This is a genomic window from Citromicrobium bathyomarinum (genome assembly GCF_038594485.1).
Lineage (GTDB): Bacteria > Pseudomonadota > Alphaproteobacteria > Sphingomonadales > Sphingomonadaceae > Alteriqipengyuania > Alteriqipengyuania bathyomarina_A.
Map to the genome: position 1 here is coordinate 98,359 of NZ_JBCFZG010000006.1, position 22,815 is coordinate 121,173.

General features: G+C 62.4%; 18 protein-coding genes. 8 read left to right on the forward strand and 10 right to left on the reverse strand.

The features are described 5' to 3' along the window. Window positions 1-48 precede the first annotated feature (48 nt). Window positions 49-1,053, forward strand: a complete 1,005-nt coding sequence (locus AAG591_RS11685) for an acyl-CoA thioester hydrolase/BAAT C-terminal domain-containing protein (RefSeq protein WP_342531495.1) — start codon at window positions 49-51, stop codon at window positions 1,051-1,053. Window positions 1,054-1,072: 19 nt separating this feature from the next. Here AAG591_RS11685 and AAG591_RS11690 read toward each other — a convergent pair whose 3' ends face one another. The 4 genes from AAG591_RS11690 to proB form a co-directional block, all read right to left on the reverse strand. Next, window positions 1,073-1,789 carry a DUF4396 domain-containing protein gene (locus AAG591_RS11690; RefSeq protein ID WP_342531496.1) on the reverse strand — a complete coding sequence of 239 codons (717 nt, stop codon included), beginning with the start codon at window positions 1,787-1,789 and terminating at the stop codon, window positions 1,073-1,075. A 64-nt stretch (window positions 1,790-1,853) separates the two neighbouring features. Then, window positions 1,854-3,527, reverse strand: coding sequence for a DNA repair protein RecN (gene recN / locus AAG591_RS11695; RefSeq protein WP_342531497.1), 1,674 nt, complete (start codon window positions 3,525-3,527; stop codon window positions 1,854-1,856). A gap of 114 nt (window positions 3,528-3,641) precedes the next feature. Then, on the reverse strand, window positions 3,642-4,445 hold the full coding sequence (locus tag AAG591_RS11700) for an outer membrane protein assembly factor BamD (protein WP_342531498.1): 804 nt from the start codon (window positions 4,443-4,445) through the stop codon (window positions 3,642-3,644). 81 nt (window positions 4,446-4,526) lie between these two features. Then, window positions 4,527-5,699 carry a glutamate 5-kinase gene (proB, locus tag AAG591_RS11705; protein ID WP_342531499.1) on the reverse strand — a complete coding sequence of 391 codons (1,173 nt, stop codon included), beginning with the start codon at window positions 5,697-5,699 and terminating at the stop codon, window positions 4,527-4,529. Between the two features lie 200 nt (window positions 5,700-5,899). Here proB and AAG591_RS11710 point away from each other — a divergent pair, with 200 nt between their 5' ends. Both AAG591_RS11710 and AAG591_RS11715 read left to right on the forward strand, forming a co-directional pair. After that, a complete protein-coding gene (locus AAG591_RS11710; RefSeq protein WP_342531500.1) occupies window positions 5,900-6,667 on the forward strand; it encodes a pyrroline-5-carboxylate reductase family protein in 768 nt (255 codons plus the stop codon). Between the two features lie 80 nt (window positions 6,668-6,747). Further along, window positions 6,748-8,013, forward strand: coding sequence for a glutamate-5-semialdehyde dehydrogenase (locus AAG591_RS11715; protein WP_342531501.1), 1,266 nt, complete (start codon window positions 6,748-6,750; stop codon window positions 8,011-8,013). 64 nt (window positions 8,014-8,077) lie between these two features. Here AAG591_RS11715 and AAG591_RS11720 read toward each other — a convergent pair whose 3' ends face one another. After that, complete coding sequence (locus AAG591_RS11720; protein WP_342531502.1) at window positions 8,078-8,989, reverse strand: LysR family transcriptional regulator; 912 nt, start codon at window positions 8,987-8,989, stop codon at window positions 8,078-8,080. Window positions 8,990-9,136: 147 nt separating this feature from the next. Between AAG591_RS11720 and AAG591_RS11725 the strand changes: the two genes are divergently transcribed. From AAG591_RS11725 to AAG591_RS11740, 4 genes are all read left to right on the forward strand, one after another. Further along, window positions 9,137-9,634 (forward strand): (R)-mandelonitrile lyase, encoded by a 498-nt coding sequence (locus AAG591_RS11725; protein ID WP_342531503.1) that lies wholly within the window; start codon window positions 9,137-9,139, stop codon window positions 9,632-9,634. Between the two features lie 54 nt (window positions 9,635-9,688). After that, window positions 9,689-10,555: an aldo/keto reductase gene (locus AAG591_RS11730; RefSeq protein WP_342531504.1), complete on the forward strand. Its 867-nt coding sequence runs from the start codon at window positions 9,689-9,691 to the stop codon at window positions 10,553-10,555. 210 nt (window positions 10,556-10,765) lie between these two features. Continuing rightward, a complete protein-coding gene (locus AAG591_RS11735; RefSeq protein WP_342531505.1) occupies window positions 10,766-11,950 on the forward strand; it encodes a GGDEF domain-containing protein in 1,185 nt (394 codons plus the stop codon). A 119-nt stretch (window positions 11,951-12,069) separates the two neighbouring features. Beyond that, on the forward strand, window positions 12,070-12,801 hold the full coding sequence (locus tag AAG591_RS11740; RefSeq protein ID WP_342531507.1) for a hypothetical protein: 732 nt from the start codon (window positions 12,070-12,072) through the stop codon (window positions 12,799-12,801). A gap of 191 nt (window positions 12,802-12,992) precedes the next feature. Here the strand turns inward: AAG591_RS11740 and AAG591_RS11745 are convergent, their stop codons facing one another. From AAG591_RS11745 to AAG591_RS11755, 3 genes are all read right to left on the reverse strand, one after another. Next, window positions 12,993-15,218 carry an ATP-binding protein gene (locus AAG591_RS11745; RefSeq protein ID WP_342531664.1) on the reverse strand — a complete coding sequence of 742 codons (2,226 nt, stop codon included), beginning with the start codon at window positions 15,216-15,218 and terminating at the stop codon, window positions 12,993-12,995. Window positions 15,219-15,299: 81 nt separating this feature from the next. Continuing rightward, window positions 15,300-17,135, reverse strand: a complete 1,836-nt coding sequence (gene lepA / locus AAG591_RS11750; RefSeq protein WP_342531508.1) for a translation elongation factor 4 — start codon at window positions 17,133-17,135, stop codon at window positions 15,300-15,302. A 95-nt stretch (window positions 17,136-17,230) separates the two neighbouring features. Beyond that, entirely contained in the window at window positions 17,231-19,882 is a 2,652-nt protein-coding gene (locus AAG591_RS11755; protein ID WP_342531509.1) for an EAL domain-containing protein, read from the reverse strand. Window positions 19,883-20,169: 287 nt separating this feature from the next. Between AAG591_RS11755 and AAG591_RS11760 the strand changes: the two genes are divergently transcribed. Beyond that, the gene (locus tag AAG591_RS11760; protein WP_342531510.1) at window positions 20,170-21,075 is read left to right on the forward strand and encodes an alpha/beta fold hydrolase; all 906 of its coding nucleotides are present in this window, start codon (window positions 20,170-20,172) and stop codon (window positions 21,073-21,075) included. A gap of 31 nt (window positions 21,076-21,106) precedes the next feature. On the opposite strand, the gene AAG591_RS11765 is transcribed toward AAG591_RS11760, so the two are convergent. After that, window positions 21,107-21,475 (reverse strand): hypothetical protein, encoded by a 369-nt coding sequence (locus AAG591_RS11765; RefSeq protein WP_342531512.1) that lies wholly within the window; start codon window positions 21,473-21,475, stop codon window positions 21,107-21,109. An 87-nt stretch (window positions 21,476-21,562) separates the two neighbouring features. Next, on the reverse strand, window positions 21,563-22,690 hold the full coding sequence (gene dnaN, locus AAG591_RS11770) for a DNA polymerase III subunit beta (protein WP_342531513.1): 1,128 nt from the start codon (window positions 22,688-22,690) through the stop codon (window positions 21,563-21,565). Window positions 22,691-22,815: the final 125 nt, after the last annotated feature.

Here is a 22,815-nt window from a genome sequence, read left to right on the forward strand (position 1 = left end):
ATTGCTGGGCACGAGTATCGTCGCGCTCGGGGCGAAGGGGGAATCGGCATGGGTTTGGCAAGGAAGATCGGCTGCGGCTGCCTGGTGATGCTGTTGCTGCTGCTGGCGGCGGCGGCGGGCATCTGGGTCTGGAAACCGTGGACGCAGATTGTGCCGCTCGAAATGGTCGAGCCCACCGCCGCGCAGGGCGAGCGGGTCGATACCGGCGACGTGCTCGGCAATTTCTACCCGGCGAAGGGCGCGAGCAACGGCCCCGGCGTGCTGCTGATCGGCGGCAGCGAAGGCGGACTCGGCAGCGTCATGACCCGCCTCGCACTCGCCTTGCAGGACGATGGCTTTTCGGTCCTCCACCAGAGCTACTGGCGCGCCCCCGGCCAACCCGAGCGGCTCGAAGACATCCGGCTCGAAACCTTCCAGCGCGGCCTTTCCTGGCTGCGCGCGCGGCCCGAGGTCGACCCGGCGCGCACCGCGATGATTGGCTGGTCGCGCGGGACCGAGGCGACGCAGCTGCTCGCCATCCGCGACAAATCGATCAAGGCGATCGTGCTCGGGATGCCGGGGAACGCCGTGTGGCCCGGCTTTTCGTGGGACGAACCGTGGAAGCAGTTCGGCAGCCCCTGGAGCTGGCGCGGGGAGGAACTGCCGTTCCTCGACCTCGGCGGTATCCAGACGATGGGCGGCGACATGGACGAGACCTGGCGCGAAATCGCAGCGCGCGAAAAGCAGCACCCCGAAGCGACGATCCCGATCACCGACGTGGCCGTGCCCGTGCTCATGATATGCGGAGAATCGGACATCGTATGGCCATCGTGCCAGATGGGCCGCGCAATCGCCGATGCAGCGGCGCAGGCGGGCAAGGACGACGCGCGCCTGCTCGCCTTTCCGGACGCGGGTCACTACGCCTTCGGCGCGCCGGTGAGCGAGGATGACGAGGCTTTCGACAAGCTGGACAATCTTGGCGGATCGCCCGAAGGCAACGCCGATGCGCTGCGCCAAAGCTATCGCGAGATGGTGGCGTTCCTGCGCGATACGACGGGTGGGGGCGAGAACTGACGGGCGGTTCGTTGCCGCCTCACATTTCTTCCTTCACGCCCTTGCGGATCAGCCACCAGTTCGTCGGGTAGGCGGTGCAGAACCCGGCGAGCATCGCCAATTGCATCGCGAACCAGAACTCTGGCGTGGCGACTTCGGCGACGCCGCCGAAATCGGGCTTGAACCACGCGAACTGGATCAGGCCCATCAGCCCATACATGCCGACCTGCCACGATGTGATGGAGAGGAAATCGGCCTTGATCGCCTGCCCGATCCCCGCGCCCACAGAGACATCGCGCATCGGCTTGATCGTGAAATACTGGAAGGCGATGCCGAGCACGAAGGCGACGATGTAGTCGACGATCCACACCGCGAAGATCTTCTCGCCGAACAGCGAGTGCCAGCCGAACCACACTGCGATCTGCGGCAGGGCAAAGACCAACCATTCGGCAATGATGTCGCCCAGCGTGCACCCCGCCCCGCAATGCGAAGCCCCCTTCGCGACCGATGCCCAGAAGGGCAGCTCTTCGTCGGGTGCGTCGATCCCCCGCCCCTTGCGGCGGCCGAACGCACGGTAGAGCCACACCCACAGCACGCTGCCAAACAGTGCCGCGAGCGGCCAGACGAAATTCATCACCGCCATCTTCTGCGGATGCCGAGCGACGTCGATGGCGATCCACAACGCACAGGCCCCTGCGATCAGCAGCGAGACGACAGAGAGCGTGTGTAGCCATGCGGGAAAATTCGCGTGGGGCATGACGGTATAATTGTAACGAGGCGACAAGGGTTCCGCGCCGACAGGATGCCGCTTGGCGTGGAAGCTAGACCTCCAGCAACCGATCCGCCTGCGCGCGCGCCTCGGGCGTCACTTCCGCGCCTGAGAGCATCCGGGCGATCTCTTCCTGCCGCCCCTCCGCATCCAGCAATTCGATAGAGGTCTTGGTGACGCTGCCCGCCTTGGGCCCGCTGCTCGCCTTGGCGATTCGGTAGTGGACGCGGCCGCGGGCGGCGACTTGCGGGCTGTGGGTCACGACCAGCACCTGCCCGTCGCTGGCAAGGCGGGCCAAACGTTCGCCGATGGCGGAGGCGACCGCGCCGCCCACGCCGCGGTCGATCTCGTCGAAGATCATCGTTGCCGCCCCGCCCTGCTCGGCCAGGGCCACCTTCAGCGCGAGGATGAAGCGTGAGAGTTCGCCGCCGCTGGCGATCTTGTTGAGCGGCGCGAAATCCGCGCCGGGGTTGGTCGCGATCAGGAATTCGACCGAATCCATCCCGCTTGCGCCCCATTTTTCCTGCGGCAGCGGCTGCACATCGGTGCGGAAGCGCGCGGCATCGAGTTTGAGCGGCGCAAGCTCCGCTGCGACGGCTGCGTCCAGCTTCTTCGCACCAGCCTTGCGCGCCTTGCGCAGGCGCGTCGCCGCGCCCTCGTAGGCATCGTATGCCTCGCGCTCGGCCAGCCGCAGCGCGTCGAGCTGCGCCTCGCCGCCTTCGATCGCATCGAGCTTGGCGCGCAATTCACGCATCTTGCCCGGCAGCTCGTCCACTTCGCAGCGGTGCTTGCGGGCAAGCGCGCGCAAGTCGAACAGGCGTGTCTCGGCAGCATCGAGCGCGGCGGGATCGTGGACCAGCGCCTCGGCGGCCTCTTCCAGCTTCTCCTCCGCCTCGGTGCCTTCGAGGATCGCGCGATCGAGCGCGGCGAGCGCCTCGGCCAGCAGCTTGTGTTCGCCCGCAATCCGGTCGAGCCGCCGCGCGGCGGTGCGCAGCTCGCTCAGCGGCGAATCCGAGCCTTCCCAGATGTGGCGCAGTTCCTCGAGATCCCCCGAAAGACGCTCTCCCTTCTGCATTGAGGCCCGCGCTTCGGCGAGGCGCGCTTCCTCGCCCGCCTGCGGTTCGATCTCGATCAGTTCGGCAAGATGCGCCAGCAGCAGGTCCTGCTCCGCGCTGGCAGCGTCGATCGCTTCGCGCGCTTCATCCAGCGCTTCGGCGGCGCGGCGCCATTCGCGCCAGTTGCGCGCCACCTTGGCGGTGTCGGCATCTGCGAAGCGGTCCAGCAATTGCCGGTGGCCGCGCGGATTGACCAGCCCGCGATCGTCATGCTGCCCATGCAGCTCGACGAGGATCGGCGCGAGATTGCGCAGCAGGCCGACGCTGGCCGACTGGTCGTTGACGAAGGCCTTCGATCCACCGTCCGCCTTCACCTGCCGCCGCAGGATCAGCGGCTCGCCCGGCTCGATCTCGATCCCTGCGTCCTCCAGCGCTTCGGAGAGCGCGGGCGGAAAGGTCGCAAATTCGAAATTGGCGGTAACGTTTGCCTGCTTCGCGCCGCTGCGCACCAGGCTCGTCTCGGCACGGTTGCCGAGGACCAGGCCCAGCGCATCGAGCAGGATGGATTTGCCCGCACCAGTCTCGCCCGTCAGCACGCCCAGCCCTCGACCGAAATCGAGATCGAGCGCTTCGATCAAAACGACATTGCGGACGGCAAGTTGGGTCAGCATCGCAAAGCGCAGATTAGCGTGCGCGCACGCCCGCGTCACCGCCGGGCATGCGCCTTACCGCTCGTGGATGTGCATAAACGCGGCGAAAGCACCCCTGCGGGCGCCTTGCGCGGGCTATTTTGCGACGGCGACCTGCGTATCGGGCGCATTGTCCTGCACCAGCTCGTAAGCCTTTTCGTACCATTTGCTGCCCGGATAGTTTGCACCCAGCACGGCGGCGTACTTCTTGGCTTCCTGCGGAATGCCGAGGGCAAGGCTGGTTTCGGTGAGGCGATACAGCGCTTCGGGGGCGTGGCTGGTCGTCTGGTAGGTATCGATCACGTTCTGGAAGCGGATCTGTGCGGCGGTCCACTTGCCCGATCGTTCGTAGAAGCGCCCGATTTCCATCTCTTTGCCGGCAAGGTGATCGTTCACCAGGTCGATCTTGAGCCGCGCGTCGGAGGCATACTCGCTCTGCGGGAAGCGCCGTTCGACCTCGCGCAGCGCGGCAAGCGCCAGCTCGGTGGTCTTCTGGTCGCGGGTAATGTCGCTGATCTGCTCGTAATAGCTGAGCGCGATCAGGTAATAGGCGTAAGGCGCATCCTTGTTGCCCGGGTGGATCGACAGGAATCGCTGCGCGCTCTGGATCGACTTTGTGTAATCGCGCGCGACGTAATAGCTGAACGCGCTCATCAGCTGCGCGCGGCGGGCCCAGGGCGAATAGGGATGCTGACGCTCGACCTCGTCGAACAGCGCAGCGGCAAGTTTCGCATTGCCCGCATCCAGCCGTTCCTTCGCGCTCGAATACAGCGTTTCCACATCGCGCGCGACGTAGGCCGTATCGCGAGGACCGCCGCTGCCCCCGGCACAGCCCGTGGTCACGGTGGCAAGGGAGCCGAGGACGGCTGCGGCGAGGAAGGTTTTGCGAGTTGTGCTCATGGGCCGGCGGTATAGCGCCGGGTGCCATGAACGCCAAGTGAAACGGGCGGCGATTTGAGCGGCCGTCCTGCGCGGCGACGATCAGGCGCTCGGCCGCTCTCCGTGGCCGGCGATCTCGCTGCCCTCGGGCGCTTCCCAGAGCAGGTGCCGCCCCTCCAGGCTGACCAGGTTCTTAGACCGGATGACATCGCCCTTGGTCGTGTAACCGAGCAGCTGTTCGGCATCGAGGTGCGGATTGACCGCGAGCACCCGCAGCTCTTCGGACGTAAAGTCCGACAGGCCGCGCGCGCGCTCCTGCCCCGTCTGGTCGTACACATGGAGCACATCGCCGCGCGTGAAGTCGCCGTCGATCGAGAGGATATCCTCGCGGCGGATCGACCGTTCGCCATCCGCCAGGTCGTCCGCAAGCTCGTTCGATATCCCGATGCTGCCCGCCATTTGCAGCCGGTTGGCAATCCAGCTTTTCCATCCCGACACCGGCGATTCATGCGCCAGGAAGCGCGTGCAGCGCCGCTCGCCATCGAGCACGGAGCTGAGCGGATTGTCCGCCTCGCCATGCGCGATATAGGTGGTGACGCCCGCTTCCTGCGCGATGTTCGCCGCCATCAGCTTGGTCGTCATGCCGCCCGTGCCGAGCGTGCTCTTGCCCTTGGTCGCTTCCATGAAGGGCGCGACATCGGTCACTTCCTCGATGAACTCGGCCCCTTCCTCGTCCGGGTGGCGATCGAACAGGCCATCGACTTCGGTCAGGATGATGAAGTCCTTCGCCTCGACCATCTGCGCGACCTTGGCCGCCAGACGATCGTTGTCGCCCACGCGGATTTCCTCGGTGGTGATCGAATCGTTTTCGTTGATGATCGGCATCACGCCCGCTTCGAGCAGACGATGCACGGTGTTGCGCGTGTTGAGGAAGCGGCGATGATCCTCGAAATCGCCGAGCGTCAGGAGGACCTGCGCGATCTCGAAATCGAACTCGTGGCCGATCTGCTTGTAGGCATTGGTCAGCAGCGGCATCCCGCAGGCGGCGGCGGCCTGCTTGTCGCTGACTCCGGCCGTCTCGGGCCGTTCACCCACGATCTTGAGGCCGAGCGCCACCGCGCCGGAGCTGCACAGGATCACGTTGGTGCCGCGCTCGCGCAGCTTGGCGACATCTTCCAGCAGGCGCTGGATGAACCCGAACCGGGGAGTCAGGCGTTCGCTGTTGGCAACCAGCGTGGAGCCGATTTTGACGACGACAGTGTTCGCTTGCGACATATTCTATCCACCCGGGCTGCCAAATCAGTGGCGGCGACATAGGGTGCAGTGCTGCGCTGCACAACCCACTGGAAAAATTGCACAGCTATGTTATAAAAGAATAAACGCAATCTCACGGAGGACGCGCGCCATATCAGGCCAATCCCTCCCTACTCAAGACCAGGAAGTGATGGAGAAAGACTATTTCCAAGAATATTCTTTTGATCGGCTGCGGAAAGATGGGCGGCGCCCTTCTCGAATACTGGAAAAGGGGTGAAGAGAAATTCTCTATTGTCGATCCTTTCCTAGAGAGTGCGCCCGAAGGTGTGAATCTTGTCAAGGAGAAGGGCGATCTGGGCGAGCAGCGCTTCGATGTGATCATCGTCGCGATCAAACCGCAGATGATCGACGACATCCTGCCCGACTATGCGCCGGTGCTGGCCGATGGCGGCTATGTCGTCTCGATGGCGGCGGGCGCGTCGATCGCGCGCATCTCCAAGGTCATGGGCGACGCCCCGGTCATCCGGATCATGCCCAACCTGCCCGCTTTCGTGGGCAAGGCGACCAACGGCCTCGTCGCAGGCCCCGGCATCACCGACGACCAGCGCACCCACGCAACCACGATGATGGAGCGCACCGGCACCGTGGTCGAAGTCGACGACGAGGACCAGCTCGACCGTGTCACCGCCGTTGCAGGCTCGGGCCCCGGATATGTCTTCGAACTGGCGCGCGCCTATGTCGCAGCGGCCGAAGGCATCGGCTTTTCGCACGAACAGGCCCGCGCGCTGGTGCTCGGCACGCTCGAAGGTACCATCGCGATGGCGATTGCAGAAGACGACAAGTCGCTGGAAGACCTACGCAATTCGGTCACCAGCAAGGGCGGCACCACCGCCGCCGGGCTCGACGCGCTCAACGGCGATGGCGCGATGTCACGCAAGTTCGAAGAGACGCTGGATGCTGCCTACAAGCGCGCGGTCGAACTGCGCTAGCATCGGCCCGGAACCCGGGCCCCGGCTTGCCCGTCTATACACTGAACACCACCCATAAGAACGATCCGAAGAGGACCACCATGAACGACCAGACACTCGATCCCGCGATCCATATTCACGAGCTTGGCAGCAACGCCCGCGCCGCCGCGAAGGGCCTGCTGACCGCATCGACCGAGGCCAAGAACACCGCGCTCACCGCCGCCGCAAAGGCGCTGCGCGACAACCAGGACGAGCTGCTCGAAGCCAACGCCAAGGATGTCGAAAGCGTCGCGGGCAAGAAGCCCGACAGCTTCATCGACCGGCTTAAGCTTACCCCCGACCGGATCGAGGGGATGGCATCCGCGCTCGAACAGATTGCAGAGCTGCCCGACCCCGTGGGCCGTCAGCTCGCCAGCTTCGACCGGCCCAACGGGTTGAAGATCGAACGTGTCGCGGTGCCCATCGGCGTGATCGGCATGATTTACGAATCGCGGCCCAACGTGGGCGCGGACGCTTCGGCGCTGTGCCTCAAGTCGGGTAACGCGGTGATCCTGCGCGGCGGTTCGGAAAGCCGCAATTCGACGCGGGTCATCGTGCGCTGCATGCAGGAAGGCCTCAAGGCCGCCGGCCTGCCCGAGCACGCCGTGCAGACCGTGGGCACGACCGACCGTGCTGCCGTGGCCGAACTTCTCAAGGCGGACGAGTTCGTCGACCTCGTCATCCCGCGCGGCGGGCGTGGTCTCGTCGAACTGGTGCGCGACCAGGCGAGCGTTCCCACGCTGCTCCACCTCGATGGCAACTGCCACACCTATGTCCATGAAAAGGCAGACCTCGACAAGGCAGCCGAGGTCATCCGCAATGCCAAGCTGCGCCGCACCGGCGTGTGCGGGGCGACCGAGAGCATCGTGGTCGACAAGGCGGTGGCCGATCAGGCGATCCCCAAGATCGCGGCGATCTTCGGCGACGACTGCGAGCTGCGCGGCGACGAAACCGCCGTCGCACTCGCGCCGAGCATCAAGCCCGCGACGGACGAAGACTGGGGTACCGAATATCTCGACCCCATCGCGAGCGTGAAGGTGGTCGACGGCCTCGACGAGGCGATCGACTGGGTCGACACCTATTCGAGCCACCACACCGACGCGATCATCACCGAGGACGACGACGCGGCGCGCAAGTTCATGACCAGCATCGATTCCGCGATCCTGATGCACAACGCCTCCACCCAGTTCGCCGATGGCGGCGAGTTCGGGATGGGCGCGGAGATCGGCATCGCGACGGGCAAGATGCACGCACGCGGTCCGGTCGGCCTCGAACAGCTGACCAGCTTCAAGTACCTTGTTCATGGGTCCGGTCAGACGCGGCCGTAAGGTTTTGCAAAAGCCAGAGACTGAAGGGGGCGGGCCTGTGCGGCTCGCCTCCTTTTTGTTGCGCCTAGCCAGCCCGTAGCGGCTTCAATTCGCGAATGAGGTCGATCAGCAATCGCAGCGCGGTCGGCACTTGCCGACGGCTGGTGTAATAGGCGTGGAAGCCTTCGCCCATCGACGCCCAGTCTTCCAGCACCAGTTCCAGTTCGCCGCGCCGCACGTACTCGCGCAGCACCGGTTCCGCCCCGTAGGTGATTCCCGCCCCCGCGCGGGCGAGCCCTATCCCTGCGCTACTTTCGTCCACGATCATCGGGCGCGGCGTTTCTATGGCAACCTCCTCGCCTGCCCGCTCGAACTCCCACTTGTAGATCTGGTCGTTCCCCAACCGGATCGCGATGCAACGATGGTGTTTCAGGTCGGCAGGGTGAGATGGACGACCAAAGCGATCGAGGTAGTCCGGTGCCGCCGCAGCGACCCACGGGATGTCGTCGGACAATGACCGCGCGACCATATCTTCGGGCACGGTGCCGCCGTATCGTATGCCCGCGTCGTACCCCTTGGCGGTTATATCGAGCAGGCGATTGTCGACGCTGATGTCGAGCTCGATTTCCGGGTATCGTTCAATGAACGTCGGGATTACCGGCACCAGCAAAAGTGGCACGGCATCGCCAAGCACGTTTATGCGGATGCGACCCGCAGGATTGTTGCGCAAGCGGTCCAGCGATTGCGACGCCTCGCCAATGGCCTGCATCGGCCCTTCGATTGCAGCAAGCAGATCCTCTCCGGCGGCGGTTAGCGTGACGCTCCGCGTGGTTCTATTCAACAATCGCACATCGCGGCGGGTTTCCAGCGCGGTCATTGCGTGGCTCAGCGCCGACGGTGTTACGCCGATCTCCAGCGAAGCCTTGCGGAAGCTTCGGTGACGGGCAATCGCTATGAAATAGGAGAAGTCGCCGAGGTCGTTCTTGCTGATCTGCATGACACCGCCCTAGCCGATTGATGAAAATTATTCATCACTTCGTTGCGCCATGTGGCGCTTATCCCGGCGCACAGAGCCCTTATCTTGCAAAGTCTGGACGGAGGGTAACCCCTCACCACCACGGAGCACATCATGCCCGCACGGACGATGACAGCCGCCCTCACCCTCGCCGCGATGGCTGCGACAGGTGCGCTCGCGCAAGAAGCAGGAGAACCCGACATGGAAATTACCCGCAAGGAAGATCAGCAATCAGTCGAAGGGCCCGAAGAATACTTCACCGGCAAGGCCACCATCCGGGGCAATTTCAACCGCGAAGACCCCTCACGGCTGACCGGCGCCATCGTCACATTCGAACCCGGCGCGCGCACCGCGTGGCACAAGCATCCGCTGGGCCAGACGCTGATCGTGACCGAAGGCACCGGCTGGACGCAGGTGAAGGGCGGCGAGAAGTATGAATTCCACGAAGGCGACGTCATGTGGTGCCCGCCCGACAAGGTTCACTGGCATGGTGCAACGCCGACCGAAGGCATGACACACATCGCGCTTCAGGAAGCAAAGGACGGCACCAACGTCACCTGGCTCGAGAAGGTGACCGACGAGGAATATCTCGCCGGCGAACCGGTTACGGGCAAGCCGGAAGCCTGAGGACGCGCGTCCTCCCCCCCCGCTTCGGACACAGACAGAGAAGACCTGATGATTTTGAACGAGACATACACCCTCAATAACGGCGTCGAGATCCCGAAGATCGGTTTCGGCACCTGGATGATCGAGGACGACAAGGCTGCAGAAGCGGTTCGCCAGGGCATAGCCACCGGCTATCGCCATATCGACACTGCCCAGGCCTACGGCAACGAACGCGGCGTGGGCGAAGGCATTCGCGCGTCTGGCGTGGCGCGCGACGACCTGTTCGTCACGACCAAGCTGCATGCGGAAATCAAGGATTACGACAAGGCGCGCGAAGCAATCGACGGTTCGCTCGACACGCTCGGCCTCGATATGATCGACATGATGATCATCCACAGCCCCCAGCCGTGGCAGGATTTCCGGGAAGGCGAGCATTTCTTCGAAGGCAACCTTGCCGCCTGGCGTGCTCTCGAAGACGCGCTGGACGCTGGCAAGCTGCGCGCGATTGGCGTGTCCAATTTCGAGGAGGCCGATCTCGACAACATCCTCGACCATGGAACCGTCAAGCCTGCTGTGAACCAGTTTCTCACCCACATCAGCAACACGCCGTTCAAGCTGATCGAGCATACCACGAAGGCGGGTGTGCTTTGCGAGGCGTATTCGCCGATCGGCCACGGCGAGCTTCTCGGCCAGGCCGACCTGAAGGAGATGGCAGCAAGGTACGACGCCAGCGTCGCCCAGCTCGCCATCCGCTATTGCCTGCAACTGGGTCTGCTGCCGCTGCCCAAGACGCAGACACTCGATCATATGCGCAGCAATGCTGCGGTCGATTTCGAGATCAATGATGCGGACATGGAAACTCTGAAGAACCGCGCGCCCATTGCCGACTATGGCGATGCGAGCGACTTCCCCGTGTTTCAGGACAAGGCCCGGCGCGGCTGAGGCGCAGACCGCAATCGCCTGCGAAGGACATGCGGCGCCGGGGCATGATGCCCGGCCCCGCATGGACTGCGTGCGGCCACGCGGTCCGCTTGCATAGCGGTTGAGATCCGCAGAAACGCTCCGTCACAATGGTTAATACCGGCCTTATGGCGGCGCGCGCGCTCGCTCCGTTTAAGATTTGCTTAGACGTTTTCCGTCTATCTTGACGGCATGGACGGGGCGAAAACTCTACTGCGCAAGGCTGCGATTCCGGACCTGCCGCCGGAGGTGCGGACCGATTTTGTCGTCGCCAGCGCAACCACGGTGCAAAAGCAGGGGCGCTGGCTGTTCGTCGGGCTGCTGCTGACGTGCCCCTTCGCCGCGCTCGCCACACCCGAGGCTGCAGGATGGTTCGTGCGCTGGGGCCTGCCCACGCTGATGGCGCTCTATTGCCTGATGGGGCTGCGCGATCTCTTCAAGGACAACCACTTCCCGCAAAAGCCATGGCGCGCCGAGCGGTTCATCGTCCAGAGCTGGACCTCCTCGCTCTTCGGCGCATTGCTCAGCACCGGCTGGGCGGTTGCCTGCTGGTCCGCCGCGGACCCGGGCGAGCGGCTGCACTTCCCCGTCATCCTGGTGATGGGCGCGCTCGCCACCGCATATTGCATGGCGAGCATCCGCGCCGCGGCGGCGACTCATCTGGTGGTCGACATCGGCGCGATCTCGATCCTGATGCTGCTGACCGGATCGACGCTCGACATGGCCGTGGCTGTCAGCCTGTGCGTTGCGGGCCTGTTCCAGTGGCGCATGATCACCGCGCACCACCGCCAGGTGGTCGAGCTGCTGATGCTCGAGCACAAGAGCCAGCAGCTGGCCCTGACCGATCCGCTCACGGGCCTCATCAACCGCCGCGCGCTGCTCGACTTCGCGGGCAAGCTGGGCGCGCAGCCCGCGCAATCGCGCCTGCTCCTGATCGATATCGACTGCTTCAAGGTCATCAACGACACGCACGGCCACGATGTCGGCGACACCGTCCTGCAGGAAGTCGCCCGCCTGATCGGCGAGGCTGCGGGCGAGGATGTCTGCGCGGCGCGGCTGGGGGGCGAGGAGTTCGCGCTGCTCGGCCCGGTCGACGCGCTGCCGCCAGGCAAGGCGATCGAGCTGCTGTGCACGATCCGCGAGGCGGCGATGCCGCACAGCGGGCACTGCACCATCAGCATCGGCGTGGCCGAGGGCACGCTGGAGGACGAATCCGCCTGGCGCAACCTCTACCACCGCGCGGACAAGGCGCTCTATGCCGCGAAGCAGCGCGGGCGCGACCGGGCGGTGCACGCGATGGACCTGGAGACGGCGGCCCCGCCCCCGGTCGACCGCGTGATCCCGCAAACCAGCCTCCCCCAGCGCAAGGTCGCCTAGCGGCCCGGGCGAGCCATCGCCCAAGTTTCGCTGTCCTACAGCATAGGGGCCGGGGCATATGCCGCGGCCCTTTTCGCAAGCGAGGACCCCGCGCATGACCCCGAGCATGAGCCCGCACCATGACTAGGCGCGCCGACAACCGGGAGGAACGCCTGCCCGTGCAGCAGGTGATCGAACAGGGCGGCGAACTGCCCGACTTCGTCCCCGTCCCCCGCCAGACCAGCCGCCACGATGGCTGGACCGAGGATCGCCAGCGCCGCTTCATCGAAGCGCTCGCCGATACCGGCTCCGTCCACGCCGCGTGCAAGGCGGTCAACATGAGCCAGGCCGGCGCCTATTACCTGCGCCGCCAGCGGGGCGCGGAGAGCTTTCGCGCCGCATGGCAGGCGGCGATCGACCTCGGCGTGCAGCGGATCGAGGATGTCGCGATGGACCGCGCGCTCAACGGCGTCGACGTGCCGGTGTACTCCTACGGCAAGCTGGTCGGCACGCGGACCGCCTATAACGACCGCCTGCTGATGTTCATGCTCCGCAACCGCGCGCCCGAGCGGTTCACGGAGGGGCGCGCAAAGGGCCTCAACGCGGTCGGCCAGATGGAGCTGAAGCGGCTCAAGAAACAATGGCGCGAAGAATACGAGCGCGAGCGCGCGCAGGGCGGCGAGCAGCGCGTGTACGACGCGATCGACGCGAAGCTGAACGCCGCGCGCGACAAGTGGCTAAACGCCCTGAGCCCCCGCGCCCGCGCGGCCTACGACGCGTTCAAAGCCATCGAGGCCGAGGACGAGGCCGCAGGCTACCGCTGGTGGGAGGACCCGGAGCATCCGGGGTATGCTGAGAGCGAAGGCGACTAGCGCAGGAGGTTGCGCAGCAACCTACAAGCTAGGAGCCGGTGCGCGGAACGCGCATCGCGAACACCGGCCGGCGGGGCGGCGCTAGCCGAACCCGTTCGACGTCACGCGACGCATGGAGCGTTTGCGCCAGCAAACGCGGAACGGCGCGGGACAGGAATATGGCGATCATAGAAGCCACTCCACTCCTTATATTAGGCTCCGCCATTTGGTGGTGGTGAAACTGCTTCGCTATTAACTTCGCCCACACCAATGGCCCCGTCTTTCGCTACGGCTTCATCCTTAGCTGCAGGCCGCGACCTCACGTGAACGGCCTTACTTGCATCGAGCTTAGATTGATCAAAATCCTTCCGGAGCAAGATTGGACGTTCAGAGTGAATTGCCTTGCCAAACGCCAGAAACTCAAAGCGACCTAAATTCGGAATAATTCGTGTGTGCTGGCTACTATAAACACTCTCGAGGAAATTCAGACTCGTTTGGTCTATAAGATTATGCGTAAGGAACGTATTACATTGTGACAAGATCGTTTTGCTAACAAGAGCCGTCCTCTGGGTTATAACCAGCAGACCAACTCCATATTTTCTACCCTGTAACGCAATTTGCCCAATACGCTCAACTACCCACTTGGTCTCACCGTCAAACCCACTGCCGAACGCCTCAGGAACGATCGTGTGTGCTTCTTCGAGGCAAATTAGAACTTTTTCCTGTCCGCGATGATCCTTCGCCCAAGTCATGATTGCCGAAAGGAAAATCTCCGTGAGTCTCAAGCCTGCCTTTGAGTTCGAAATTTCAGCGAGCTCAAAAATCGCGAGCCCACCACCCTCTTTCGATAGAAACTCATCAATTTCCGAAACGGTCTGCTTTCGGACATCCCTAAGAATCGCCGCAAGTTTCGTCTTCTCGTCACCTGCCTTGAACCCGTATGCATCGATAGTAGCCAGATAGCCTTCTATTGCCCTCGCCTTTCGCGAGTCAGGCGTGGGAAATACAGGGTTCAGATCGGCCAAGCGGGCCCTATAATCACCCGTGAAGTCTACGCAGAAGACTTTCGCGCCGCAGCCTACAGCGCCTCGCACAATCTCAAGGGCGACTTCGGTCTTTCCGGTGCCGGTCACGCCAAGGACTGCCGTATGGTATTCGATGAGATCATCGATATTTGCGTAAACGTCGATTCCTGCCGTCGGAACTCTGCCCAACGGAATGTCACGCTCGGTCGTTTTGGTCTTTGGAAACTCTATGCCACGCGACAGAAATATCGGCGTGTTCATCGCCGGTAACCAAGGGTATTTTCGGAAGCCCAACTGTTCATCATGAACACCGATCTGAGTAGCCCTAACTAGGTGAGTGCCACGAGGGTTCTGATCAAAATTTTCTTCAGAGGTTTCTGCAGAAACGATTTGGTAAAATACCCTGGTTCCCGACAATCGCGCAAAAACAACGTCTCCTTCGTTAAGCTCGGAGCTGGCAGAAACTTCAAATGTGATCGTAGCGATGTTCGACTGCTCGACGACAAAGCCCACAAGCATTGCCCCAGGCGTACCACTTAGATTGCCCAGAAACTCAGCGGTCATCGCCTCATCGTGAGTACTACAAACAAAGCCGCTTGCGAGCGCAATCGACTCATGAGCTGTCGCCACGATGAGGCCAGTACCAACAACTTCGGAACCTTGCGTCTGTGAGAACAACGAAACGACGTACTGCTGAGTCTCATCAGGCATCGCCACTGTGAAAAGTCTATTGGGTATCCAAGAACGAGCGCTAGAAAGTCGGACACGAACAATATTTGGATAATCGATGCGACTTATTGTCCCAACTGCTTGATGCGATGTTAATTGACCCTTTTCGCTTCTATATATACGAACGACAGAAGCGATTTTTTCGATTGGCTGCGCAACTACAACGGTAATCCAAAAAATTATAAGCCAAGCCAACTTATCGAAGTCATTCTGATAGGCAGCAACTGCACTTATGACTGCTGGAGCAGAAAACAGGAGCTCACCGCCTCCGAAAATACCGGTCAATCGAAATGCGAGATTCCCTATCAGGCTTTGCTTTCCGCCGTCGTTCAAGAAAAGGGCCGTTACGGCCGTCCCAATCAAGATAAGGTCAAATACGACCGCGACAGACCTAATTACCTCTAGCTCAAGCTGAAACTCTTTGGCCGCGCCAAGTTCCAAGGCCACCAAAATTAGTAATGATCCCACGCCTGCAATAATGGCATCTCTTGGCGGTATAAACCACGGCGCCGATAGTAGCTTCAAAAACCAATATGAGATCGCACAGGCAAACCATACAGATTCAATTCCACCATCTGGCAGGAGGTGGCCAGAGATAAGTACAAAAACGACGTAGGCGAATATCGTGTTGAGAAGAAGGACCGTGGTACGTTCACGGACGCCTGGATATTGTGACTGCGCCATCACGAGAATCTAGCTATAAGTCTAGAGTCGAACGCCAACTTCAATCTTGAAAAGGGCGCTCGCGCATCCTCAGAATGAGAGTTACTCCTCCCCCATACGGAGCGCGGCGATGAAGGCTTCCTGAGGGATCGAGACGTTGCCGTATTCCCTCATCCGGGCCTTGCCCTTCTTCTGCTTCTCCAGCAGCTTCTTCTTGCGGCTGATGTCGCCGCCGTAGCATTTGGCGGTCACGTCCTTGCGCAGCGCGGCGATGGTTTCGCGGGCGATCACCTTGCCGCCGATCGCGGCCTGGATCGGGATCTTGAACAGGTGGCGCGGGATCAGGTCTTTCAGGCGTTCGCACATGCCGCGGCCGCGTTCCTCCGCCACGCCGCGGTGGACGATCAGCGACAGGGCGTCGACCGGCTCGTTGTTGACGAGGATGTTCATCTTCACGAGGTCGCCTTCGCGCAGGCCGATCTGCTCGTAATCGAAGCTGGCATAGCCGCGGCTGATGCTCTTCAGCCGGTCGTAGAAGTCGAACACCACCTCGTTCAGCGGCAGCTCGTAGGTCACCTGTGCGCGGCCACCCACGTAGGTGAGGTCGGTCTGGATGCCGCGCCGATCCTGACACAGCTTGAGGATGCTGCCCAGATATTCGTCGGGCGTGTAGATCACCGCCTTGATCCACGGTTCCTCGATCATCTCGATCCGGTTGGGGTCGGGATAGTCGGCGGGATTGTGAAGCTCGATCACCTTGGCATCCTCGGTCTTCGATTTGCCGAGGTGGATGCGGTAGACGACCGATGGCGCGGTGGTGATCAGGTCGAGGTCGTATTCGCGGCTCAGGCGCTCCTGGATGATCTCGAGGTGCAGCAGGCCGAGGAAGCCGCAGCGGAAGCCGAAGCCCAGCGCGGCGGAGCTTTCGGTCTCGAAGGTGAAGCTGGCATCGTTGAGGCGCAGGCGCGCGATGCTCTCGCGCAGCTTGTCGAAATCGGCGGCGTCGACGGGGAACAGCCCGCAGAACACCACCGGCTGCGGCTCGCGATAGCCGGGCAGCGCCTTGGTGGCGCCGTTCTTGACCGTGGTGATCGTGTCGCCGACGCGGGCCTGCTCCACCTCCTTGATCTGCGCGGTGATGAAGCCGATCTCGCCCGGGCCGATCTCCGCGAGGTCGATGCGCTTGGGGGTGAAGGCGCCGACGCGGTCGATCAGGTGCTGCGTGCCGCCCTGCATGAACTTGACGTTGAGGCCCTTTTTCAGGACGCCGTCGATCACGCGCACGAGGATGACGACGCCGAGGTACGGGTCGTACCAGCTGTCGACCAGGCTGGCGGTCAGCGGTGCTTCGCGGTCGCCCGTCGGCGGGGGGATGCGGGCGACGATCGCTTCGAGGACGTCCTCCACGCCGATGCCCGACTTCGCGCTGGTCAGCACTGCGCCGCCGTTCTGCCAGGTGCCGGTGGCCTGGATGCCGACGATCTCCTCGATCTCCTCGGCGACCCTTTCGGGCTCGGCAGCGGGCAGGTCTATCTTGTTGATAACAGGCAGGATTTCGTGGTCATGCTCGATCGACTGGTAGACATTGGCGAGCGTCTGCGCCTCCACCCCCTGCGCCGCGTCGACCACCAGCAACGCGCCCTCGCACGCGGCGAGGCTGCGGCTGACCTCGTAGGCGAAGTCGACATGGCCGGGCGTGTCCATCAGGTTGAGCTGGTACGTCTTGCCATCATTGGCGGTGTAGCTGAGGCGCACGGTCTGCGCCTTGATGGTGATGCCCCGCTCGCGCTCGATATCCATGTTGTCGAGCAGCTGCTCGCTCATCTCGCGCTCGGTCAGCCCGCCGGTGAGCTGGATCAGCCGGTCGGCGAGCGTGGACTTGCCGTGGTCGATGTGGGCGATGATGCTGAAATTGCGGATCTTGGAAAGGTCAGTCATTACCGCGCCGCAATAGACACGCGCGCTGCGCCTGTCAGCATGTTTGAGGGAATGCACTATCTGTCTTGTCTAGGACAGCGGCAATTGCTGTAAGTTCAGGCCGAACGGCGGGCCTGCTGGGCCTGATCCCTTTGCGCAGGGTCGCGCGCCAGGGCGGTGAGATCGAATTTGCCCCGATCGTCGCGCTTTAACCTTTCGGCGAAGCGTACTCCGATACGGTTCTCCACACACCATCGCACTTCGGCATTCACCGCCACCTTCTCGCTTAGGGCGATACGGAAACGAGTACCCTCGGGCACGTTCCACAATCCCTCGATCAGCGCACCCTGCGCGGAGAGATTGCGGATGGTGCCGTTGTAGAAATCTTCCTCGTGCTGGAGCACGACGCGGCGAAGCATCGCCTGGCGAGGTTCGCGCGACATGCGCGGACCGGTCGGCTTGATCGCCAGCCCCTCTTCCAGTCGTTCATACGCTTCTTTCGAAGAGAGCGGCTTGGAATAGATGTACCCCTGGATGTGGCTGCACCCATGGCGGCGGATCAGGTCCAGTTCGTCGAGGTTCTCCACCCCCTCGGCGGTCGTATCCATGCCCAACGCAGAGGCAAGGCTGCTGATGGCCGCGATGATCGCGCCATTCCGGCTGCCCGGCAGCGTGGCCCCGCGAACGAAGCCCTGATCGATCTTGATCTTGTCGAACGGCGCGTTCTTGAGATAGCCGAGCGACGAATAGCCTGTACCGAAATCATCGAGTGCAAGGCGTACGCCAACCTTTTTGAGCGCAGCGAAAGTGGCGTCGGTGTTTTCGCCATCATCGAGGAAGACGCTCTCGGTGATTTCCAGCTCCAGGCGGGACGGATCGATTTCCGCCTTGGCGATCGCGCGAGCGATCATTTCCGGCAGGTGCGGATCTGCGAATTGCAGCGGCGAAACGTTTACCGCGCACCGCACCTTTTCAGGCCAGTGAGACAGATCGTCGCAAGCTTTGCGGATCGCCCATTCGCCGATCGCGACGATCAATCCGGCGTCTTCCGCTACGGGAACGAATTTCTCCGGGCTGATCCAGCCGTGGGTCGGGTGATTCCAGCGCAACAGCGCCTCGAACCCGCTGATCTCCTCGCTGAGAGTATCGACCACGGGCTGGTAGTAGAGCTGCAAGCTACCGTCATCGACCGCCTTGCGCAGCTCTTCCTCCAGCTGGTTACGCTCCTGCGCCGCCGCGTGGAGATCGTAGCTGAACATGCGAAAGCGTCCGCGCCCGGCGTCTTTTGCCGAGTAAAGGGCAAGGTCGGCACTGCGGATCAAGCGTTCACTGCAACTACCATGGCCGGGGGAGGTCGCGATCCCGATCGAAACGCCGATCACCATCCGTTTGCCATCGATCGAATAGGGCTGCGACAGGGCGTGAATAATGTCGCCAGCGAGCTGATCGAGCTGCTGTTGCGGACATTCGCGCGGAATGATGATCTTGAACTCGTCGCCCCCCAGGCGACCCACTACGCCCAGCCCACCGACGACCTTTTCGAGCCTTCGTGCGACCTGCACCAACAAGGCATCGCCGGTTGGATGGCCGTAGGTATCGTTGACGTGCTTGAACCGGTCCAGATCGAGCATCAGGATCGTGCAGATGCGGCGATTCGGATCGCGATGGGTCAGCAGCTTGGAGAGCATCTGCGACAGCGAGTGCCGGTTGGCGAGTCCGGTGAGCGAGTCGAACATCGCCAGACGCGATGCACGTTCGGCACTCCGGCGCCTTTCGGTCAGGTCTGTGCCCGATCCCCGGAAACCGCAGAAATTGTCGAACCCGTCGAAGATCGGCCGCCCGTTGATGGCCCACCAGACCATGCCTTCACCGTCGATGTCGACCCCGGGCACAGGCATGTCGTGAAAGGCGGATTGCGCCGTAAAGTGGAACTTGATCGTCCGCTCCGCATCGCGCTCTTCGGGGGCGACTTCGAAGACATCGGTGAAGACCTTGCCGATCAGTCCATCGTGATCCAGGCCGTAGCGATCTGCGAATTCCTGAGAAATATAAGCGATCCGTCCGGCATGATCGGTTTCCCAGAACCATCCCTGCCCCGTCGCCTCGTAATCGCGCATAATGTCGATCGAGCGGTTACGTAGACGTTCGTCGGCCTGCCGCGCCTCCTCGCTCATCCGCCCGAAGCGTTCCTGATACAGCGCGATTGCGATTCCCCCGCAAGTTGCGAGCAGGAAGGCGACAAGAACGATGATATCGCCGGTCAGGAACGCCTGCGCGGAGAGGGGCCCCCAAAGGCCCAACTTCGTCAGCAGAAAGGTGAAGGGGCGTCCGGACAGGAAAACCGCAGCGAGATTGCCCGACACGATAATGGCAGCGAGCCCAAGGCCGGCCGGCAGACCACCCTCCAGCATCCAATCGGAATACGCAAAACCGACGAGCATGTGGGGCAGGAGAGCGAAAGCTCCGATCGCCAGGGCTCGCTTTTTCAACCGTAGCCGAATCCGGCCAGACATCATGAACAGAAGACATGCAGCGATGAAGGCCACGACTGCGGGGATCGTAGGTACGACATGGCCTATCGCGCCGCAAACAAGTACCGATACGACCGTCGCGGCGGCAATTATCGGCCATTGCGCAGGAACGAGGGGCGTTTCGTCTTCAGCATCTTCGTCGACGTCGGCTTGCGCGTTCACCAATTGGCGCAATGACGGCTTGCCCACGCGGCGACGCTCCGCCTCCTGCGGGATGACCGCTTGCGGGTTCTGCACAGAGTCCTGCCCTTGTTCTAAATCTTGCGCGCCCGCGTACATGTGTCGCCTTATCGCAATGAGAGGCTCGAAAGTGATGAAGCGGTATGGTTAGCAGCGCGTAAACTCGAAGCGCACGCCGGCGTTTTCTCCGGGGCGGCGCGCAGCGTACACTTGTCCCCCGAGGCCTGAGCGGCCATCAGCGCCTCACGGGCCTGCGGAATAGATCGGTGCGCCAGAGCGGAGCCCTCGAACTGGCTAGTCCACCTTTGCAAAAGCACGCCCATGGGTTTCAGGAAGACTTTCAGATGATCAGTTTTACCGATCTGGATTTTCGCCTGCCCGGATGGGGGCTGTTCGGCAGCGCCGCCGATGAGGGCGAAAAACGCCCTGTGCGTAGCGGTGAACCGGGTGGACCGCTGAGCGCGGACGTCTCTTTCGAAAATATCGACGGAATGGCCCTGCGCGTGGCGCGTTGGCGGCTCGACCAGCCTTCCGAACATCCACCACTGTTGTTCTTCAACGGAATCGGCGCAAACATAGAAGCGGTCGCCCCCCTGGCCGAGGCGCTGGAAGAGCGCGGCTTCATTATGTTCGACATGCCAGGCACGGGCGAATCGCCCGATCCCGTGGTGCCCTACAACCCCTTCACGATGAGCTGGACCGCGCTTTCGCTCCTCAAACGGTTTGGCCTCGACGAAGTCGATGTAATGGGGATGAGCTGGGGCGGCTCCATGGCGCAGCACTTCGCGCTGCAACACGGCGCACATGTGCGGCGCGTGGTATTGGCTGCAACGTCGCCCGGCATGCTGATGATCCCCGGCGATCCGAAGATGCTGTTGCAGATGGCCGATCCCTATTCGGCGATCAACGAGATGCTGATGCGCGAATACCTGACCGCGCTGGAAAATTCCGATGAGAGCAAGCTGGCGCGCAATTCCGTTGGCAATATCTCCCCGCCCAGTGCGACCGGCTATTTCTACCAGTTGATGGCGCTTGCCGGGTGGACCAGCCTGCCCGCGCTGCCGTTTCTCGACAAGCCGACGCTGGTGATGATGGGCGAGAATGATCCGATCGTGCCGTTGGCCAACGGAAGCCTGCTAGCCGGGGCGATTCCCGGCGCGCGGCTGGAGGTGTTCGAAGGCGCAGGTCACCTGTTCCTGATGACCCACCCGGGCAAGGCGATCCGGCTGATCCGCGAATTTCTGGCTTGAGATTCTTGCCGCGGCCGGATTGCGGCCTGCCCTAGCGCGCATTCTCTTTCAATCGCGCGCCGACCGACAGCATGAAATCGATGGTCTTTTCCATGCCGGCGTCGCAAGCCGACTCCGAGTCCACGATCTGATCGAAATTCTCGAATTTCAGCGCTTCTGAGATGATCAGGTCGGAAATTGCCTGGCGCTCCATAACCGCTTCCAGTCTTCCGAAATAATACATCACATGGGTGGTAACCCCTTGGATGACCTCTTGGTTCGCGCCCTCATCTTCCATGAGACGTCCAAGGATAACCGATTTGACGTAAGCGCAACGCGCATCATGTACCTGTCCGGCAGTCTGTGCAGCAGCAGGCGATACCAGCAGCGAGAGCGATGCAACGGCGAGCAAAAACTTCATCGGAAAAGCCATCCCAAGACAAATTGTAGACCGGATGGCAGCCTATAGCGTCGGGGCCACCATTCCAGTGACAACTGCGGTTATTGCTTACACCCGCATCGGCATGAGAACGTACAGCGCGGGGCTGTTCTCGTCGCGCCGGATCAACGTGGGGGCACCTGCGTCGGCGAGGTGCAGTTCCACCATATCCGAGTCGATCTGGCTCAGGATGTCTTTCAGGTAATTGGCGTTGAAGCCGATCTCGAACCCGTCGGACTTGTACTCCGCCGCGATCTCTTCGGCAGCAGTGCCGTTATCGGGGCTGGTGACCGAAAGCGTGACCTTGTCTGCGTCGAGGCCCATCTTCACCGCGCGGGTCTTCTCGGTTGCGATGGTCGCAACGCGGTCGACACCCTCGTAGAAGCTCTTTGGGTCTAGGCGCAGCAGCTTGTCGTTCCCGGTCGGGATCACGCGGCTGTAATCGGGGAAAGTGCCGTCGATCAGCTTGCTGGTGAGCACCACGCCGCCCTCACCACCCAGCGCGAAGCGGATCTTGCTGGCCGAAAGGTCGATCTGGACGTTCGAGTCGAGCGCTTCTTCCAGCAGCTTGCGCAGCTCGCCCACGGCCTTCCGTGGCACGATGACGTCGGGCATGCCCGCCGCCCCTTCCGGACGGTCGATCGTGTAGCGCGCCAGCCGGTGGCCGTCGGTCGCCGCAGCTTTCAGGACGGGGCGCGATTCGTCCGAGACGTGCAGGAAAATACCGTTGAGGTAGTAGCGCGTTTCCTCGGTGCTGATCGCGAAGCGGGTGCGGTCGATCAGTTCGGCGAGCTCGCGCGCGGGCAGTTCGAAACTTGTCGGCAGCTCGCCTTCCACGATCACCGGGAAATCGTCGCGGGGCAGGGTCGGCAGCTGGAAACGGCTACGCCCGGCTTTCACGATCATGCGGTTTTCCGACATTTCCAGGCTGACCTGGCTCCCGTCGGGAAGCTTGCGAGCAATGTCGAACAGGAGGTGAGCCGACACGGTGATCGCCCCGCCACTCTCTACGCTGGCCGCGGTCATCGTCTCGACCACCTGCAGGTCGAGATCGGTCGCCATGACCTTCACCCCGCCGCCCGCGTCGGCATCGATCAGCACATTGCTGAGGATCGGGATGGTGTTCCGCCGCTCCACGACCGACTGCACGTGGGATAGGCAGCGGAGCAGCGTTGCGCGTTCGATGGTGGCCTTCATCGGTCCTTCTCTCGTCTCATAAGCGCTTGATAGTCGGCACGACTCCCCCTCGAGTCTGCCTTGGCGCGAGAAATCTTATCCGGTTTCCTTATCGCGCCTGCACTTAGGGGCAAGCGACAAGCGCG